The organism is Streptomyces sp. BK340 (assembly GCF_007827595.1).
In the GTDB taxonomy this organism is placed as follows: domain Bacteria; phylum Actinomycetota; class Actinomycetes; order Streptomycetales; family Streptomycetaceae; genus Streptomyces.
The window spans coordinates 219934-237793 of the sequence record NZ_VISR01000002.1 but is presented as its reverse complement, the minus strand read 5'-3'; the positions used below and the strand labels follow the sequence as shown (position 1 = coordinate 237793).

Here is a 17860-nt window from a genome sequence, read left to right as displayed (position 1 = left end):
CTCCGGGTGGTTACGAGCGGTACAGCACCCTGACCACCATCGTCTCGGGCGTCGGGGTAGGCGTTGAACTCCCGGCGGTAGTCCGGTCCGCCGCACTCGACCCACCGGCCGTCCAGCGTGAGCAGGGCGGGGGTGGGCAGCACGTCCGCTCCGCCGTCAGCCGAGTACACCTCCCGGTCGGGGCCGAAGTGGCGGATCGGGTCGTACGGGAAGCGATCCGCCAGCTCCGGGTCCTCGAGGATGGCCCGGATCAGCGGCTGGGAGGCGTACTCGGCCCGGGCACGCCGCTCTGGGTAGCCGAGCGGATCGAGGTAGGCCCGGTCGAGGTAGGGGCCGGGGGGCAGCGCCGGGGGGTGGCCGACCGCGTAGCTCGCCCAGTCGTCCCATCGCCGGGCGGCCTCGTGCGCGGCCACCTCCCGGTCGGTGTCGAGGTCGAGGAGGGCCCGGGGCCCGCCGCGGCAACGGTCCCGAGGCAGCTGCTCGGACGACTCGGCCCACTCGCCGTACCGGACCAGCCGGGGGTCGTCGCTTGTAGTCCGCGGGGAGCGGCATGCCGAGTCGGGCCTCTACCGCCGCCCAGTCGACGGAGGGGGGCGAAGTCGGCGGCGGGCAGAGTCGGATGGGGTCGTCGATGGAGGAGGTCATTCGATACCCAGTCTGCGTGGGTTTCGCTGTGCGGCGTGGTCGGGGTTCTCGAAGTCGGCTTGGAGATTGAACCCTTTGTGCGCGTCCCTTGACGGATGATCAGGTGTGCTCAGTTCCATGGCCTTCCGGCCGCCCCGGAAAAACCACGGGCACGGCGGGCCGTTGCCGCAGTACCGTCGGCCGGTGCTTGATGAAGACGGTTACTTCGGAGAAGCAGTCGCGGCGCGGTACGACGAGTCGTCGGGGGAGATGTTCGAGCCGGAGGTCGTGGACCCGGCCGTCGACTTCCTGGCGGAGCTGACGGGTGGGGGCGGCCGGGCCCTGGAACTCGGCATCGGCACCGGACGCATCGCGCTGCCGCTGGCGCGGCGCGGGGTCGAGGTGCACGGCATCGACCTGTCCCGGGCGATGGTGGAGCGGCTGCGGGGCAAGCCGGGCGGTGAAGCGATCGGGGTGACGATCGGGGACTTCGCGACGACGCGGGTGGACGGTGACTTCTCCGTCGCCTACCTGGTCTTCAACACGATCATGAACCTGACGACACAGGACGCCCAGGTGGACTGCTTCCGCAATGCCGCGCACCATCTCGGGCCCGGCGGCCGCTTCGTCGTCGAGGTCATGGTGCCCGATCTGCGCCGGCTGCCGCCCGGGCAGAACGCGGTGCCGTTCCGGGTGGAGGACGGGCGGCTGGGCTTCGACCTGTACGACGTGGCGACGCAGTCGATGAGCTCGCACCATGTGCGGGTGGTGGACGGCGACGCCACGTACCTGTCCGTCCCGTTCCGGTACGTGTGGCCGGCGGAGCTGGATCTGATGGCCCGGCTCGCGGGGCTGCGGCTGCGCGAGCGCTGGGACGGCTGGAGCAGGGAGCCGTTCACGAGCGAGAGCCGGCAGCACGTGTCGGTGTGGGAGAAGGCGGACGACTGAGCGCGGTGCCGCACAAGCCGGGTGACCGAGCCCGGCGCGGGAGCGCGCGACTGACCCCGACCCGGGAGCGGCCGGGCGGACGACCCCGGCCGCGGAGTGTGCGTCAGGCCTCCGGCGTCTGTGCCCGGACCTTCCCCCGGCCCACCTGAGTCCGCACCGCGCCGATGCTCGCCGCGATGACCAGGGCGATCGCGGCGGCCTCCGCGGCGGACAGGGCCTGGCCGAGGATCAGGAAGCCGGCCGTCGCCGCGATGGCCGGTTCCAGGCTCATCAGGATGGCGAAGGTGGAGGCGGGCAGGCGGCGCAGGGCCAGGAGTTCGAGGGTGTAGGGCAGCACCGAGGAGAGCAGCGCGACCGCCGAGCCGAGAGCGACGGTGGTGGGGTCGAGGAGGCGGGTGCCCGCCTCGGCGATGCCCAGGGGCAGGAAGAGCACGGCCGCCACGGCCATCGCGAGGGCCAGTCCGTCCGCCTGCGGGAAGCGGCGGCCCGTACGGGCGCTGAAGACGATGTACGCCGCCCACATGGCGCCGGCGCCCAGGGCGAAGGCGACACCGGTGGGGTCGAGGTCGCTGAAGCCTCCGCCGCCGAGCAGGAAGACGCCGGCCAGGGCGAGGCCCGCCCACACCGCGTTGATCGCACGGCGGGACGCGAGGACGGACAGGGCCAGCGGGCCGAGGACTTCGAGGGTGACCGCGGGGCCCAGCGGGATGCGGGCGACCGCCTCGTAGAAGAGGCCGTTCATCGCGCCCATGGTGATGCCGAAGACGACCACCGTGCCCCAGTCGGTGCGCGAGTGGCCGCGCAGCCGGGGCCGGCAGACCACCAGGAGGACCACGGCCGCCGCGAGAAGCCGCAGGGTGACGACGCCGAGTGCGCCGGCCCTCGGCATCAGGGTCACCGCGAGCGCACCGCCGAACTGGACCGAGATCCCGCCGGCCAGCACCAGCCCGACGGGTCCGAGCGAGCCGAGACGGCCCGGGGCGCCACCTGAGGGTGCGGGCGCGTGCTGCGTCGAGGGTGCGGTGGCGCTGGGGGTGCTCACGGGCGGTCCTGGGGGCTGGCTCGGATCAGATCTTGTTCATCTCGATGTACTACCGAGTCCAGGGTAATAGACCTCGTCAGGAGTGTGAACCCTTTATGTAGCTGTCCTGGATGCTGAGATGCGTGGGGGTCAGATGCCGGACCAGGGGTCCTCATGCGCAGGCTGGGGCCATGGTGCGGCTTGGGCGGGGTACGGGTCGTAGCCGTAGCCGTAGCCGTACTGCTGGACCGGCGCATACTCGTGCACCGGCGCCGAAGCGGGCGGCTGTGCCTCCTCGAACAGCGGCAGTCGCAGCTCGGCCGTGTCCGTCACCGCGTTGTTCTGCGAGCGGTGCAGCCGCGCGTAGGCCCCGCCCCGTGCGAGCAGTTCCTCGTGGCGGCCCGTCTCGACGATGCGGCCGCGGTCCACGACGAGGATGCGGTCGGCGTCGGGGGCGAGGTTGAGGTCGTGGGTGATCATGATCGTCGTGCGGCCGGCCATCAGGCGGCGCAGCGGCTTGACCACCCGGCGGGCGGCCATCGCGTCCAGACCGGTGGTCGGCTCGTCCAGGACCAGGACCGGGGCGTCGCGCAGGATCGCGCGGGCGATGGCCAGGCGCTGGAGCTGGCCGCCGGACAGCCGGGCCGAGTTGGGGTCGACCCTGGTGTCGTAGCCGTCGGGGAGCCGGACGATGAAGTCGTGTGCGTCGGCCGCCCGCGCCGCCTCCTCGATGGCCTGGTCACTGGCGCCGGGCCGACCGCAGGCGATGTTGGCTCGGACCGTGTCGTGCAGCACCAGGGTCTCCTGCGGGAGGAGGGTGACGTACTCGCGCAGGCGGGCCAGCGGGAAGTCGCGCAGGGGGACGCCGTCCAGCAGGACCTCGCCGGCGTCCGGGTCGTAGAAGCGGAGCAGGAGCTTGGAGACCGTGGACTTTCCGGCGCCGCTCGGGCCGGTGACGATCACCAGTTCGCCGGGGCCGGCCGTGAAGGACAGGCCTTCGAGGGCCGTGCGGTCGGCGCCCGGGTAGCGGAAGGAGACGTCGCGGACCTCGATCGTGCCGTCCGGGCGTCCGGTCTCCGTGCCCCGCCGGGGGTCGGTGACCGAGGGCCGCACGTCCAGGATCTCGATCAGCCGCTCGGCGCCCGCCGTGGCCGCGGTGACCGTGAGCCCGAGCTGGGCCAGGCCCCGTACGGGCGGGTACAGGTAGCCGAGGAACGCGGCGAAGGCGAGGAGCTGGCCGAGGGTCATCCGGCCGGTGGAGATCTCCCAGGCGCCGATGCCGATCACGGCCAGCACACAGACCGTCTCGATGACCTGGACGAGCTGCTCGTAGGCCTCGCCCAGCCGGGTCGAACGGACCGAGGCACGGAACCAGGCGTTCGCCTCCTCGCCCAGCCGCCGGCGTTCGGCGTCCCGGCGGTCGTAGGCCTGGGTGAGCACGATGTTGCCGAGGGACTCCTCGACGACCGAGGTGATCGCGCCGTCGGCGACCCGGCCCTCGCGGGAGACGTCCTTGATGGAGCCGGAGAAGCGGCGGGCGGCCAGCCAGAACAGGGGCGCGAGGACGAAGGTGGCGGCGGCCAGGTCCCAGCGCAGCCAGAACGCGGCGGCCGCGTAGAAGAGGGCGGAGAAGGCGGCCGAGGCGGCGCCGACCAGGCCGGACACGACCATCGTCTCGATGGCCTCGACGTCACTGGTCAGGCGGGAGAGCAGATCGCCCTGGCGGTGGCGCTGGAAGAAGTGCGGGGGCAGCTGCTGGACATGGTCGAAGACGTGCTCGCGCAGCCGCATCACGAAGCGCTCGGTCGCCCACGCGGCAAGGGAGTTGCCCGTGTAGGCGATCAGTGCGCCGACCACGGCGACGCCCAGCCACTTGACGGCCGGACTCCAGAACGCGGCCAGCGAGCCCTTCTGCAGGGCGTGGTCGGTGAGGTCGCCGAAGAGCAGGATGGCCTCGGTCTCGGCGAGCGCGGCGAGCACCGTGCACACCCAGACGAGCAGCAGCCATTTCCTGAGTCCCTCGGTCAGCGGCCAGAAACGGCGGAACGCTGTGCGAGCGGGAATGGCCGGGGTGCCGTACTCGAATTCCTCACCCTCGTCATCCATCACGAATTCCCTTCTGGATCACCTTCCCGAATGAACAGACGAAAGGGGCCGACGGTGCACCATCGGCCCCTTTCGTTTCAGCGCCGGACGAGGAGGATCAGTGGTCCTGGCCGGGCAGCGGCTTGGGCAGCGGCTTGTGCGCGTGCTTCCTGGGCTTCGGCTTCGGCGGCGGCGGGAGCTGCTTCGACTTGGGCTTCGGGGGCAGCGGGGCAAGCTTCTTGAAGCTCATTTCGACTCCTAGTGTTTCGCAGTTCGGTGGTCCGGGAATTCCGCGTCCGGCTCCCGACACCGAAGAAGCTACACAGGTGCTCTGTGATTCCCCTTGGAATACCTGGGAGTTGCTTAGGGGGCTTCAGCGCCGGGACAGGTAGACGCCGAGCGCCTTGTGCAGCAGCCGGTTGAGGGGGAAGTCCCACTCCCCCACGTACTCCACCGCCTCGCCGCCCGCGCCCACCTTGAAGCGGAGCAGTCCGAGCAGGTGGTCGGACTCCTCCAGGGTGTCGGTGATGCCCCTGAAGTCGTATACGTGGGCACCGAGTTCGTGGGCGTCGGCCATCATCCGCCACTGCATGGCGTTGTTGGGCTGGACCTCGCGCCTGCGGCTGGTGGAGGCACCGTAGGAGTACCAGACGTGGCCGCCGACGATCAGCATGGTGGCCGCGGCGAGCACCTCACCCTCGTGGCGCGCGAGGTACAGCCGCATCCGGTCGGGGTGTTCGGCGGCGAGCGCCGTCCACATGCGCTGGAAGTACGGCAACGGGCGTGGGATGAACCGGTCGCGCTCGGCGGTCTCCGTGTAGAGGCCGTAGAAGACCGGCAGGTCCTCGTATCCCCCGCGCACGACCTGCACGCCGGCCTTCTCGGCCTTCTTGATGTTGCGCCGCCACTGCTGGTTGAGCCCGCTCCGGACGTCCTCCAACGAGCGTCCGGCGTAGGGCACTTGGCACACGTACCGGGGCTGCCCGGCGGCGAACCCGTCCTCGCCGCCCGCCTCGGCCTGCCGCCAGCCCATACGCCGCAGCCGCTCCGCCAGCTCCTCGGCACGCGGCTCGGTCGACGTCGGCTCCGTGTCCCGCAGCCGGTGCGCGCCCGGGTCGGCGATCGCGGCCTTGACCGCCTCGGGACTCCACCGCCGCACGACCACGGGCGGCCCCATCTTCACGGAGAAGGCGCCGCGCCTCTTGAGGTGGGCCAGCATCGGCTCCAGCCAGCGCTCCAGGTCGGGCACGTGCCAGTCGATGACAGGCCCTTCGGGCAGGTACGCCAGATACCGCTTCACCTTCGGCAACGGCCGCAACAGCACCAGCCCGGCACCCACCAGCCGCCCGTCCCCGTCGAACCACCCCAGGCTCTCCGCCTGCCAGTCGGGCTTCACATCGGCCCAGGACGGGAGCTGCATGTGGCTGACCGACGGCAGGGAGGCCACGAAGGACAGGTGCTCGGCGCGGCTGATGGCCTGAAGGCGGAGGGATGTCATGCGGACTCGGCTCCTTCGGGGTCGCTCGGTTCCGCCAGCCTACGAATCCGCCGCTACGAAATCCCGGAGGCTTCCCTGCCGTCCCTCGGCCCGAACGCGGTCAGCGCCTCCGAGTCCGTCACCCGGGAGTTCAGGTAGAAGTCGGCCCAGCCGGCGATCCCCGGGTACGCACATTCGGCGGTGAGCCTGGCCACCGCCCCCGGTATGTCGTACGGCGTCATGCGCAGATCGGCGCCGGGGCCCAGGAGGCACCAGTGGGCGCCCGGACGGCCGTACGGCATGCCGATGCTGCCCGGGTTGACCACCAGACGACCGTGGGCCAGGCGGACGTACGGCATGTGGGTGTGACCGCAGACGACCGTGCCGATGCCCGGGTCGAGGCCCAAGAAGACCTCGGCCCAGCGCTCGAGGCGGGAGTCCACCAGCACCACCTCCTCGTCGTCGCGCGGGGTGGCATGGCAGAACAGCACCTTGCCCAGACCGCGGACGCGCAGGGTGAGGGTTCCGGGCAGCGCGGCCAGGAAGTCCACCTGGTCCTCACGCAGCGCCCGCGCCGCGAAGGGGCCGATGGGGTCCGGAATCTCCGTGCGCTCGCCCCGCCGGTACTCCACCAGCTCCCGGTCCGCGTTCCCGCCGACCCACAGCACCCGCTCACCCAGCGACCGCAGCAGGTCCAGCACCTCGGCCGGCTGGGGGCCCGCCGTGATGTCCCCGGTGAGGACGATGCGGTCGGCGGCGGCCACTTCGGGCTCTGCCAGGACCGCCTCCAGGGCGGGGAGTACCCCGTGGATGTCCGAGAGGACCGCCAGCCGGTCGTATTCCCCGGTCACTTCCCGGCCCCCGTTTCCTTCTCCTTCTTCTCCAGGCCCTCCGCCAGCACCTCCGCCATGTGCCGCCCCCGCACCCCCGCCAGCTGCTCCAGCTGGGTGCGGCACGAGAAGCCGTCCGCCAGGATCACCGCGCCCTGCGGCGCCTCCCGTACCGAGGGCAGCAGCTGCTCCTCCGCGCACGCCTTCGACACTTCGAAGTGTCCTTTCTCGAAGCCGAAGTTGCCCGCGAGTCCGCAGCAGCCGCCGCTCAGCTCGCCGGTCAGGCCGGCGGACGCGCGCAGGCCGCGGTCGGCGGTGTCGCCGAGGACCGCGTGCTGGTGGCAGTGGGTCTGGCCGGCGACCGGGCGGTCGACGGCGGGCGGGGTCCAGTCGGGGGCGTGCCGTTCGAGTGCCTCGGCGAAGGTGAGGACCGACGAGGCCAGCCGGGGCGCTCGCGGGTCGTCGTGCAGGAGTTCCGGCAGGTCGCCGCGGAGGGCGGCCGCGCAGCTCGGTTCGAGGACGACGACCGGGGTGCCCCGGCGCAGCACCGGTTCCATCAGGTCCAGGGTGCGGCGCAGCACCGCGCGGGCCCGGTCGAGCTGGCCGGTGGAGAGGTAGGTCAGGCCGCAGCAGACCGCGCCGCCGAGCGGGCGCGACGGCGGCAGGACCACCCTGAGGCCGGCGGCCTCCAGCACCCGGACGGCCGCCTGGCCGACCGAGGGCGAGAGGTGCTCGGTGAAGGTGTCCGGCCACAGGACGACCAGGTCCCCCGTGGTGCGCCGCTTCCGCCGTCGCCACCAGCGGGTGAACGGCTCCCGGGCGATCCTCGGGATCTGCCGTTCCGGTGCGATTCCGCCCAGGCGTTTGCCTGCCCGGGCCGGCAGACGTACGGACGCGAGTGTGTTGAGCAGTGGGGCCGTGCGCGTCCGTGCCACCCAGCGCAGCCACAGCGGCAGCCGTCCCATCGTGTGGTGGGCGGCGGGGCGGCGGCGGCCCTCGTAGTGGTGGTGCAGGAACTCGGCCTTGTAGGTGGCCATGTCGACGCCCACCGGGCAGTCCGAGCGGCAGCCCTTGCAGGACAGGCACAGGTCCAGGGCGTCCCGGACCTCTGTGGAGCGCCAGCCCGTCGTGACCACTTCACCCGCGAGCATCTCGTGCAGCAGCCGGGCCCGCCCGCGGGTGGAGTGCTCCTCCTCGCCGGTCGCCCGGAAGGAGGGGCACATCACGGCGGGCCCGGCGGCCGTGGTCGTACGGCACTTGGCGACGCCGACGCAGCGGCGGACGGCCGCGCCGAAGTCGCCGCCGTCGGCCGGGTAGCCGAAGGCCACGTCCACCGGGCGGCGGGGCAGGACGGAGAAGCGGAGGTTGGTGTCGAGCGGGGCCGGGCGGACCAGCATGCCGGGGTTGAGGAGGTCGTCGGGGTCCCAGACCGCCTTGGCCCGCTCGAAGAGCCGCACCGTCTCCTCGCCGTACATCCGCGGCAGCAGCTCCGCGCGGGCCTGGCCGTCGCCGTGCTCCCCGGACAGCGAGCCGCCGTGGGCGACGACCAGGTCGGCCAGTTCCTCGGAGAAGCGCCGGAAGCGGCCGACGCCCGCCTCGGTGAGCAGGTCGAAGTCGATGCGGACGTGGATGCAGCCGTCGCCGAAGTGGCCGTAGGGAGTGCCGCGCAGGCCGTGGTCGGTGAGCAGGGCCCGGAAGTCCCTGAGGTAGGGGCCGAGCCGGGCGGGGGGCACCGCGCAGTCCTCCCAGCCGGGCCAGGCCTCGCTGCCGTCGGGCATGCGGGTCGCCGTGCCCGAAGCGTCCTCGCGGATGCGCCACAGGGTGCGCTGGGCCGCCGGGTCCGTGACCACCAGGGAGTCGACGACGTCGGCCGCGCGGACGATCGCCTCCGCACGCACACGCGCCTCGGCCGGTGTCCGCCCGCCGGTCTCCACGAAGAGCCAGGCGCCGCCCCCGGGCAGCCCGGCCGGCGAGCGGACCAGGTCGGCCGCCATGCCCTCCACCGTGAGCGGTCCGAGAGGCAGGAGTCCGGCGGCGGCCTCTGCGGCGCCGGACTCGTCGCCGTACGCCAGCACCGCGAGGGCCCGTGCCCGTGGGGCCTCCACCAGAGATACGACCGCCTCGGTGAGGATGCCGAGGGTGCCCTCGGAGCCGCAGAAGGAGCGGGCGACGTCGGCGCCCTTCTCGGGGAGCAGGGCGTCCAGGGCGTATCCGGAGATACGGCGGGGCAGGTCGGGGAAGCCGGTGCGCAGACGGGCCAGGTCGCCCTCCACCAGGGCGCGCAGTCCGTCCGGCGCTCCGGCCCAGTCCTGGCCCGGCCGCAGCCGCTCGCCGCGCGCGGTGATGACGGACAGCTCCCGGACGCTGTCCGCCGTCGTCCCCCAGGCGACCGAGTGGGAGCCGCAGGAGTTGTTGCCGATCATTCCGCCGAGCGTGCAGCGGCCGTGGGTGGACGGGTCGGGGCCGAAGCGCAGGCCGTGCGGGGCCGCGGCCTCCTGGAGGCGGTCGAGGACCAGACCCGGCTGGACGACGGCCGTGCGGGTGGCCGGGTCCAGCTCCAGCAGGCCGTTCATGTGCCGGGTGAAGTCCAGCACCACGCCCGTACCGGTCGCCTGCCCCGCGATCGAGGTGCCCCCGCCGCGCGCCACCACCGGCACTCCGCGTACCCGGCACACCTCCAGCACCGCCGCCACGTCCTCGGCGTCCCGCGGGGCCACCACCCCCGCCGGGACCCGCCGGTAGTTGGACGCGTCCATGGTCATGAGCGCCCGGGCGGTGACATCGAAGCCGACCTCGCCCCGGACGACCCCGCGCAGTTCCGCCTCCAGGCCCGAAAGATCCGTCATGCGTCCAGGATGCATCCGATCACGCACAGTCACCGTAACTTTTCCACAGCCCCGCAGGTTTCGTCGTACAACCTCACAAGTCCACAGTTCAGCGATCTTGTCTCATCGGACGGACACGGTTCCGTCCCGTTTCGTCTGGGCGATACCCTCCGACTCGTGGCCGACATCCAGATTCCCGCTGACATCAAGCCCGCCGACGGACGATTCGGCGCGGGCCCCTCCAAGGTGCGTACCGAGGCCCTCGAGGCACTCGCCGCCACCGGAAGCTCTCTGCTCGGCACCTCCCACCGCCAGGCCCCGGTCAAGAACCTGGTGGGCCAGGTCCGCGAAGGCATCAGCTCCCTGTTCTCCCTCCCCGAGGGGTACGAGGTCGTCCTCGGCAACGGCGGGTCCACCGCCTTCTGGGACATCGCCACCCACGGACTGATCGAGAACAAGTCCCAGCACCTCAACTTCGGTGAGTTCTCCTCGAAGTTCGCCAAGGCCGCCAAGCTCGCCCCCTGGCTGGCCGAGCCCACCGTCATCGCCGCCGACCCGGGCACCCACCCCGAGGCGCAGGCCGAGGCGGGTGTCGACGTGTACGCCTTCACCCACAACGAGACCTCCACCGGTGTCGCCATGCCGATCAAGCGCGTGGCCGGCGCCGACGAGGGCGCGCTCGTCCTCGTGGACGCCACCTCCGGCGCCGGCGGCCTCCCGGTCGACATCACCGAGACGGACGTCTACTACTTCGCCCCGCAGAAGTCCTTCGCCTCCGACGGCGGGCTGTGGATCGGCGTCTTCTCCCCGGCCGCGATCGAGCGCGCCGAGCGCGTCCACGCCTCCGGCCGCCACGTCCCGGAGTTCTTCTCGCTCCCCACGGCGATCGACAACTCCCGCAAGAACCAGACGTACAACACCCCGGCCCTCGCCACCCTGTTCCTGCTGGGCCAGCAGCTGGAGTGGCTCAACGGCCAGGGCGGTCTGGCCTTCTCCACGGCCCGTACGAAGGACTCCTCGACCCGCCTCTACACCTGGGCCGAGGAGTCCAAGTACGCCACTCCGTTCGTCACGGACCCGGCCAAGCGCTCGCAGGTCATCGGCACGATCGACTTCTCCGACGAGATCGACGCGGCCGCCGTCGCCAAGGTGCTGCGCGCCAACGGCATCGTGGACACCGAGCCGTACCGCAAGCTCGGCCGCAACCAGCTGCGCATCGCGATGTTCCCGGCGATCGACCCGGCGGACGTCGAGGCGCTGACGAAGTGCATCGACTACGTGATCGAGAAGCTCTGACCTTCCTCCTGCGTACGTCACGAGGGGCGCCCCGGGTCTGCCGGGGCGCCCCTCGCCGTATGCCGGGCACCGCCGCCTACGCGTGCGGACGCTCGATGGACAGACGGCCGGAGTCGCAGATGGTGAACAGGTGGGCCGTGGGCGGCAGGGCGACTCCGTTGTCGAGGTAGCTGGGCTCCCACTGGGAGCTGACGGACTCGCCGCCGTTCTCGATGGCACCGAGGGGCAGCATGACCAGCGCGGTCGTACCACCGGTGCCGGACGGGCGCAGCTGGACACGGACACCGTGGCGCTGGGACAGCCGTCCGACCACGAACAGACCCATGCGACGGGCGACCGACACGTCCAGGGTGGGCGGCGAGGCGAGCAGCTCGTTGACCTCGGCGAGTTCCTCGTGGGAGAGACCGATACCGGTGTCGTGGATCTCGATGAGCAGCCGGCCGTCGGGCAGCGCGTGACCGGTGACCTTGACCCTGGCCTGCGGCGCGGAGAAGGACGTCGCGTTCTCCAGCAGCTCGGCGAGCAGGTGAACGAGGTCGGTCACCAGACGGCCGGGGATCTCGACGGCGGGCACGGCGGTCAGCTCGATGCGCTCGTACTGCTCCACCTCGGACGCGGCGGCGCGGAGCACGTCGACCACCGGGACCGGCCGGGTCCAGCTGCGCCCCGGCTCCTCACCGGCGAGAACGAGGAGGTTCTCGCAGTTGCGGCGCATCCGGGTGGCGAGGTGGTCCAGGCTGAACAACGACGACAGCCGGTCCGGGTCCGTCTCGGACTCCTCCAGGTCGGAGATCAGGGACAACTGGCGCAGGATCAGCCCCTGGGAGCGACGCGAGAGGTTGACGAACATCGCGCTGACGTTGCTCCGCAGGAGGGCCTGGTCGACGGCCAGTTGTACGTAGGCGCGGTGGACGGTGTCGAGTGCCTGGGCCGTCTGCCCGATGTCGTCCAGGCTGTGGATGCCGATGGGCCGCACCACGATGTCCACATCCTGCGGGTGCTCCTGCGACAGCTGCTCGGCCAGCTCGGGCAGCCGGACCTCGGCCATCCGCTGCGCGGCTTCTCTCAACTGGCGCAGCGCCGCTGATCTCCTGAGCACCGAAGGCCGGACCTTCGTGGCTCTGAGCGTCGCCTCCTGAAGCAGCTCGTCGGCCTGGGTCTTGGCCACCTCCAACTGGGTCGCGGCCTCCCGGGCGGCCGCCAGGCGTACCTGCTCGGCTTCCAGATGGACGCGCTCCAGGTCCGCCAGACGGTGCTCGGCCACCTCGGCGGCCTTGGCCAGGCGCAGCCGCTCCTCCCTCGCCTGCCGCTCCAGCTCCGCCCGCTCGGCGGCCTCCTGTGCCACGGCCAGTTCGGCTTCCAGCTCCCGGCAACGTGTCCGCGCGGCGTCCCGTTCCCGTTCCGCCTCCTCGAGCGCCCTCTCCAGACGAGCGACCTTGTCCCGCAGCCGTGCGCACGCCTCCTCCAGCTCCTCCTTGCGCATCCGGTGCCGTTCCAGGTCCGCCCGTAAGGATCCCCGCTCCTGCCGCTCCGCCGCCTCCAGCTGACGGAGCTGGGACTCCAGTGCCCACAGCTGCTGCTTCTGCCCCTTCGCGGACTTCCTCAGCTCCCGGATCTCCAGCTGCGCCTCCTCCTCGCGCAGCACGGCGTCCTCCAGCCGGTCGCTGGCCATCTGCTCCCGGTACCGGGCCGGGTCCTCGGCCAGCAACGCGTCCCGGTGCAGCCGGTACATCAGGCCCTGCAGCCCCTCGCTGATCTCCTTGCCGTGAGCCTTGCAGGCCGACTTCATCAACCCGTCGAGAAAGTGCTTGTCCGGGATGCGCTCCCCGCTCAGATAACGCGAGACCGTGGAGACGCCGATGTGGTGATAGACCGCGAACTGCCGCTGCGACTTCCCCGAACCCTTCAGCAGGCGGCGCAACGCCTCGGCCAGCTCACGCACTTCAGGACGCAGCTCTCCCGACAGCGGCTTGAAGCCCTCCGTGTCACCGAAGGCCGCATCGCCGAAGGCCGCGTCGTCGAAGGCCCCTTCATCGCGGTCATCGTCCCCCACCAACGTCTCCTCTCCCCGGATGCATCCGGGATGTATCCCCAGGAAAGCGACGGGCCACCTGGCCCTCACGTCATGTCAACGACGGCAACCGGTCTCGGTCAGTGCGCCTGACCGGCCAATACGCCTAATCGATGATGGAGTTGAAGAACGCGACGGCGGCCGCGAAAGCGGTCGCGCCCACCATGACCGGTTTCGCTCCGCCGTGACCGTCGGCGCAGGCGGTCAGCACCCCCGCTCCCACGCCGACGAGAACACCCAGCAACAGAATCAGCGCCGAGCGCATGGTCAGCAGTGATCGATTCACTTGAGCCCTCCTGGATACGGCGGCACTCCGTATCGCGACGAACGAGAGCACCGGAGCCGGCGTACGGCCCTCTCAGTGTGCCGAGGCGGGAGGGTGTTCCCTGCCGGGAACAGGGTGTTCCCGTGCAGGTGGGAACGCATATCGAGGGTTCAGCGCCTGCGCCGCAGCCGCCGCAGCCCGAACAGGGCGGCCGCGCCCACGACCACGACGACGGCGCCGACCTTGACGCTCCCGCTGTTGCCCGCGCCGGTCCCGCCCGCTCCGTCGGAGGCGGAACTCCCGTTGCCGGACGGCTTCTTGCTCGCCGCGCCGGCCGGCGCGTCCTGCGCCTCCACCGAACTGTCGGCCCCCTCGCTGCCGTACATCAGCCTGGTGCCGTCGGCGGAGTACGAGACGGACTCCCCCTGCCCCTGCAGGGGGACGTCCAGCCGTCCCCCCCGCTCGATCTTCCCGCCGTTCCAGTCGTAGTAGATGCCGCCGAAGTATCCCCGGACCGCGAGCTGTCGGCCGTTCGGGGAGAAGGCGGCATCGGTGGCCCACAGGTCGATCGCGGCGACGGGCTTGAAGATGTTCGCGCCGGTGGTGGAGAGCTGCGCGGGCCCTTCGTAGAGATGCCCGCCGTCCTCCTTCTTGTCGATGATGTAGACCCGCCCGGTCCTGGGGTGCACGATCAGCGACTCGGCGTTCCTCGCCCCGTCGGAGTACTTCACGACGTACTGCGTGGCCCGGACCGTCTGGTCCTTGAGCACCTTCGGCTCGGGCAGCCGGTAGATCCAGACGTACGGCCACTTGCCGTCGAGGTTGTCGCCGATGTCGCCGACGTAGATCTGGTTGTCCGGCCCGATGGAGATGGCCTCGACATCGCGCGGGGAGCCGATGCCGCGCAGGGTCACCGTGGCGACGGTCTTCCCGGTCGCGCTGTCGACGGCGTAGATGTACGGCCCGTCGTCGCTGTCGTTGTGCGTCCAGTAGATGCCGGGGTGCAGGTGAGAGGCGGCCAGGCCGCTGGACTCGGTGATCCGTGGGTCCTTGATGGTGAACCCCTGATCACCGGTACTGTCACCTTCGGCGGCGGAGGCGGGCAGCGCGCAGGCACCCGCGAGCAGGACCCCGGCGAGCAGGGCGAACGGTCGGCGCATGACACCAAGCCTGCCATCCCCTCCGGGGGTTCAGGGGGCGTGGTGGGCCTCACACCCCACACGCTGCCGTGATCGTCCATTATGAGCGGATGCTTAGGTTCATGCCCGTGGGCGACTCCATGACGATCGGGAGCGCGGGCGAGCACACGTGGCGCTACCGGCTGTGGCGACACCTGTGCGAGTCGTACGGCGGACCGTTCACCTTCGTCGGCCCGCGCGAGGAGCTGTACGACAAGAGGGCCGACGCGCCGACGTCGCACGCCTACGCCGAACCCGACTTCCCCCGCACCCATCTGGCCGGCTGGGGCGAGGGCTGGATGCACATGGCCCCGCTGATCGGGGAGACGGTGCGGGAGCACCGGCCCGACGTGCTGCTGGTCTCCCTCGGACTGATCGACCTGGGCTTCTACACGAACGCCGAGCAGACGGCGGAGAACGTACGGGCCTTCGTCGCGGGCGCCCGTGCGGCCCGCCCGCGCATCCGCATGGTGCTGCTGCCGGTGATCCCGAACATCCGGGCCGCGGCGGACGCGCCCTTCGCCGAGCAGGTGGACCGGTTCAACGTGCTGCTCGCCAAGGCGGTCGCCGACCTGGACGAGCCCCGCTCGCCGATCCTGCTGGCCTCGCCTCCGGAGTCGTACGACATCCAGGCCGACACCTACGACGGGACGCATCCCAACGCGAGCGGGGAGCACCGGATCGCGGGGGCGTTCGCCGCGGCGATGTGGGAGGCGTGGGGAATCGGACAGGCGTACGCGGCCGGAACGGATTGACCGAGTTCCGGCGTCTCCTGGTCACCGTGCGTATCGTTGAAGTGCGCGGCTGCACCTGTCCGTGGGGCGGCAGGGGAGGAGCGCCACGATGACCGTCCTGGAGGACAGGATCGAGATGGCCGACGCCGACGCCAACACCAAGCGTTTGGACGAGTTGTTCGAGCGCCTTGAGCGGATGCCCGTCCCCGAAGGATTCAGGGTCGAGATCGTCGGGGGCAACGTCCATATGACGCCGCAGCGCAGCACCCATTGGGAGATCATCTTCGAGATCGCACAGGCCATCAGGGTCAGGTTCGGGAGGGAGGCAAGGGTCTTCTCGGACGTCCGCATCGACTTCCCTGGCCACGAGAACGGCTTCTGCCCGGACATCGCCATGCTCAGGGACTCGGCGAAGAAGGACGAAGAAGGCCGCTGGCGGTACCAGGACGTCGAGTTCGTCGCCGAGGTCATCTCAGAAGGCACGGCCGCCAACGACTACGGCCCGAAGAAGATTGCCTATGCAATGGCCGAGGTTCCCGTCTACGTCATCGCCGATCCCTACCAAGGGCGGTGCTACGCATACACCCACCCCAAGGACGGCGACTACGCCATGAGGACGTGGGTGGACTTCGGCACCGACATCGACCTGACCGGCACGGAGGTCGACCTCGTCCTCAAGACCGACGACTTCCCCCGCGACTAGCCCCCAAGTCGCTTGCATAGAGCGCACTCCAAGCCGTTGGCTGGTTGTCCATGAAGTACACGCAGCTAGGACGCACGGGACTCAAGGTCAGCCGACTCGTCCTCGGCACCATGAACTTCGGCCCGCAGACCGACGAAGCCGACAGTCACGCGATCATGGACGCGGCGCTGGACGCGGGCATCAACTTCTTCGACACCGCCAACGTGTACGGCTGGGGCGAGAACAAGGGCCGTACCGAGGAGATCATCGGCAACTGGTTCGCCAAGGGCGGGGACCGGCGTGACAAGGTCGTGCTGGCCACCAAGGTGTACGGCAAAATGGCCGCCGACGGGGACTCCTGGCCGAACCACGACAAACTGTCCGCGCTCAACATCCGACGGGCCGTGGACGCCAGTCTGAAGCGGCTGCAGACCGACCACATCGACGTCTACCAGTTCCACCACATCGACCGCCGGACCCCCTTCGAGGAGATCTGGCAGGCGATCGACGTGCTCGTGCAGCAGGGCAAGATCCTGTACGTCGGCTCCTCCAACTTCCCCGGCTACAAGATCGCCCAGGCCAACGAGATCGCCGCCCGGCGCGGCGGCACCATCGGGCTGGTCAGCGAGCAGTGCCTGTACAACCTCGCCGAGCGGCGCGCCGAGATGGAGGTCATCCCGGCCGCGCAGGAGTACGGGCTCGGGGTCATCCCGTGGTCGCCGCTGCACGGCGGTCTGCTCGGCGGTGTGATCAAGAAGGAGGCGCAGGGCGGACGCCGTGCCTCCGGCCGGGCGGCCGACGCGCTCGCCAACACTGCCATCCGCGCGCAGATCCAGTCGTACGAGGACCTGCTCGAGAAGCACGGTGCGGAGCCCGGCGAGGCCGCCCTGGCCTGGCTGCTCACCCGCCCCGGTGTGACCGGACCGATCGTCGGCCCGCGCACGCCGCAGCAGCTGGAGTCGGCCCTGAGGGCCGTGGAGCTGGAGCTGAGCGAGGAACTGCTGACGGGCCTGGACGAGATCTTCCCGGGTCCGGGTCCGTCCCCGGAGGCCTTCGCCTGGTAGCCGTGGCCGTACGCCGCAGCCGGCGGTACGGCAGAGCGGCGGCGGTCTACTTTCCGACCGCCGCCGACACGGCAACCACCACGAACATCAGTACAAGCACACCGGCCATGATCCGGTTCCGGGTTTTCGGGTCCACGTGTCCGAGCCTAACCGGCCCCGCCGAGCGCCCACCGGGCGACCGTCTCGTAGCGGGGCTGCTCCCCGGGCACCCCGGACCTCGGCAGGTTGCTGCGCACCAGGGCCAGCTCGGCCACGGTCCAGGTGCGGCTCGCGAAGTCGCGCAGGCTCTCGACGTAGGGCCGTACGTCCACCGCGTCCCGGCTGCGGGCCACCGTCAGGTGGGCCTTGTAGCGGCGGTGCTCCCCCATCGGCACCCCGGCCTTCCGTGCCGCCGCCTCAGCGCGGTCGGCCAGCAGGCGCAGGGTCTCCAGATCGCCTGACGCGCCCGCCCACAGGGCCCGTCCATGGCCGAACTGGCCGCCGCCGGCCAGCGCCAGCGGGAAGGGCTCCGTGCGGTGGGCCGCGCGCTCCAGCCGGTCCGAGAGGTCCGGTACGAGTTCGTCGTCGACCTCGCCGTAGAAGGCGAGGGTGAAGTGCCAGCCGGGGCGGCCGGTCCAGCGCAGTCCGTCGGCGCCCGGCAGCGCACGCAACACGGCGACCTCGGCGGCGAGTTCGTGGGTCACGTCCTCCGGGGGCAGCACGGCGGCGAAGAGTCTCATGACGTCACCCTCCCAGGGAACGGATCACCGGGCCAGGCGGC

The 17860-nt window shown here is 71.1% G+C and carries 14 protein-coding genes and 1 pseudogene; 5 read left to right on the top strand and 10 right to left on the bottom strand.

Going from position 1 to position 17860, the window contains the following annotated elements:
• The first annotated feature begins 828 nt into the window (after positions 1 to 828).
• Positions 829 to 1572 (top strand): class I SAM-dependent methyltransferase, encoded by a 744-nt coding sequence (locus tag FB157_RS04450; RefSeq protein WP_145876146.1) that lies wholly within the window; start codon positions 829 to 831, stop codon positions 1570 to 1572.
• 103 nt (positions 1573 to 1675) lie between these two features.
• Here FB157_RS04450 and FB157_RS04445 read toward each other — a convergent pair whose 3' ends face one another.
• The 6 genes from FB157_RS04445 to FB157_RS04425 form a co-directional block, all read right to left on the bottom strand.
• Complete coding sequence (locus FB157_RS04445; RefSeq protein WP_145876145.1) at positions 1676 to 2614, bottom strand: DMT family transporter; 939 nt, start codon at positions 2612 to 2614, stop codon at positions 1676 to 1678.
• Positions 2615 to 2743: 129 nt separating this feature from the next.
• A complete protein-coding gene (locus FB157_RS04440) occupies positions 2744 to 4699 on the bottom strand; it encodes an ABC transporter ATP-binding protein (RefSeq protein ID WP_261386164.1) in 1956 nt (651 codons plus the stop codon).
• Positions 4700 to 4796: 97 nt separating this feature from the next.
• The gene (locus FB157_RS48210) at positions 4797 to 4928 is read right to left on the bottom strand and encodes a hypothetical protein (protein ID WP_261386163.1); all 132 of its coding nucleotides are present in this window, start codon (positions 4926 to 4928) and stop codon (positions 4797 to 4799) included.
• Between the two features lie 123 nt (positions 4929 to 5051).
• A complete protein-coding gene (locus FB157_RS04435; protein ID WP_145876143.1) occupies positions 5052 to 6176 on the bottom strand; it encodes a peptidoglycan bridge formation glycyltransferase FemA/FemB family protein in 1125 nt (374 codons plus the stop codon).
• Positions 6177 to 6229: 53 nt separating this feature from the next.
• Positions 6230 to 7006, bottom strand: a complete 777-nt coding sequence (locus FB157_RS04430) for a metallophosphoesterase (RefSeq protein ID WP_145876141.1) — start codon at positions 7004 to 7006, stop codon at positions 6230 to 6232.
• Positions 7003 to 9831, bottom strand: a complete 2829-nt coding sequence (locus FB157_RS04425; protein WP_145876139.1) for an FAD-binding and (Fe-S)-binding domain-containing protein — start codon at positions 9829 to 9831, stop codon at positions 7003 to 7005. The genes FB157_RS04430 and FB157_RS04425 overlap by 4 nt, the downstream gene beginning before the upstream one ends.
• Positions 9832 to 9987: 156 nt before the next feature.
• On the opposite strand from FB157_RS04425, the gene serC reads away from it, so the two are divergent.
• Positions 9988 to 11106, top strand: coding sequence for a phosphoserine transaminase (serC, locus tag FB157_RS04420; protein WP_145876137.1), 1119 nt, complete (start codon positions 9988 to 9990; stop codon positions 11104 to 11106).
• 219 nt (positions 11107 to 11325) lie between these two features.
• On the opposite strand, the pseudogene FB157_RS49590 reads toward serC, so the two are convergent.
• The 3 genes and pseudogenes from FB157_RS49590 to FB157_RS04405 all read right to left on the bottom strand — a co-directional run.
• Positions 11326 to 12163, bottom strand: a pseudogene (locus FB157_RS49590) (sensor histidine kinase); the annotation flags it as partial.
• Positions 12164 to 13283: 1120 nt separating this feature from the next.
• Complete coding sequence (locus tag FB157_RS04410; RefSeq protein ID WP_145876135.1) at positions 13284 to 13463, bottom strand: hypothetical protein; 180 nt, start codon at positions 13461 to 13463, stop codon at positions 13284 to 13286.
• A gap of 149 nt (positions 13464 to 13612) precedes the next feature.
• Positions 13613 to 14602, bottom strand: a complete 990-nt coding sequence (locus FB157_RS04405; RefSeq protein ID WP_145876134.1) for a WD40 repeat domain-containing protein — start codon at positions 14600 to 14602, stop codon at positions 13613 to 13615.
• A gap of 89 nt (positions 14603 to 14691) precedes the next feature.
• Here FB157_RS04405 and FB157_RS04400 point away from each other — a divergent pair, with 89 nt between their 5' ends.
• The 3 genes from FB157_RS04400 to FB157_RS04390 all read left to right on the top strand — a co-directional run bounded on the left by FB157_RS04400 (position 14692) and on the right by FB157_RS04390 (position 17100).
• A complete protein-coding gene (locus tag FB157_RS04400) occupies positions 14692 to 15375 on the top strand; it encodes an SGNH/GDSL hydrolase family protein (RefSeq protein WP_145876132.1) in 684 nt (227 codons plus the stop codon).
• 88 nt (positions 15376 to 15463) lie between these two features.
• Positions 15464 to 16057, top strand: a complete 594-nt coding sequence (locus FB157_RS04395) for a Uma2 family endonuclease (protein ID WP_145876130.1) — start codon at positions 15464 to 15466, stop codon at positions 16055 to 16057.
• Between the two features lie 50 nt (positions 16058 to 16107).
• Positions 16108 to 17100, top strand: a complete 993-nt coding sequence (locus tag FB157_RS04390) for an aldo/keto reductase (RefSeq protein ID WP_145876128.1) — start codon at positions 16108 to 16110, stop codon at positions 17098 to 17100.
• A 146-nt stretch (positions 17101 to 17246) separates the two neighbouring features.
• Here FB157_RS04390 and thpR read toward each other — a convergent pair whose 3' ends face one another.
• The gene (gene thpR, locus FB157_RS04385; RefSeq protein ID WP_145876125.1) at positions 17247 to 17819 is read right to left on the bottom strand and encodes an RNA 2',3'-cyclic phosphodiesterase; all 573 of its coding nucleotides are present in this window, start codon (positions 17817 to 17819) and stop codon (positions 17247 to 17249) included.
• Between the last annotated feature and the right edge of the window lie 41 nt (positions 17820 to 17860).

What these genes read in the sequence shown, in the direction of transcription:
- FB157_RS04425 (WP_145876139.1), bottom strand. Translation starts at nt 9,831, where the DNA reads ATGACGGATCTTTCGGGCCTGGAGGCGGAACTGCGCGGGGTCGTCCGG.
- FB157_RS04435 (WP_145876143.1), bottom strand. Translation starts at nt 6,176, where the DNA reads ATGACATCCCTCCGCCTTCAGGCCATCAGCCGCGCCGAGCACCTGTCC.
- FB157_RS04405 (WP_145876134.1), bottom strand. Translation starts at nt 14,602, where the DNA reads ATGCGCCGACCGTTCGCCCTGCTCGCCGGGGTCCTGCTCGCGGGTGCC.
- FB157_RS48210 (WP_261386163.1), bottom strand. Translation starts at nt 4,928, where the DNA reads ATGAGCTTCAAGAAGCTTGCCCCGCTGCCCCCGAAGCCCAAGTCGAAG.
- FB157_RS04440 (WP_261386164.1), bottom strand. Translation starts at nt 4,699, where the DNA reads ATGGATGACGAGGGTGAGGAATTCGAGTACGGCACCCCGGCCATTCCC.
- FB157_RS04390 (WP_145876128.1), top strand. Translation starts at nt 16,108, where the DNA reads ATGAAGTACACGCAGCTAGGACGCACGGGACTCAAGGTCAGCCGACTC.
- thpR (WP_145876125.1), bottom strand. Translation starts at nt 17,819, where the DNA reads ATGAGACTCTTCGCCGCCGTGCTGCCCCCGGAGGACGTGACCCACGAA.
- FB157_RS04395 (WP_145876130.1), top strand. Translation starts at nt 15,464, where the DNA reads ATGACCGTCCTGGAGGACAGGATCGAGATGGCCGACGCCGACGCCAAC.
- FB157_RS04400 (WP_145876132.1), top strand. Translation starts at nt 14,692, where the DNA reads ATGCTTAGGTTCATGCCCGTGGGCGACTCCATGACGATCGGGAGCGCG.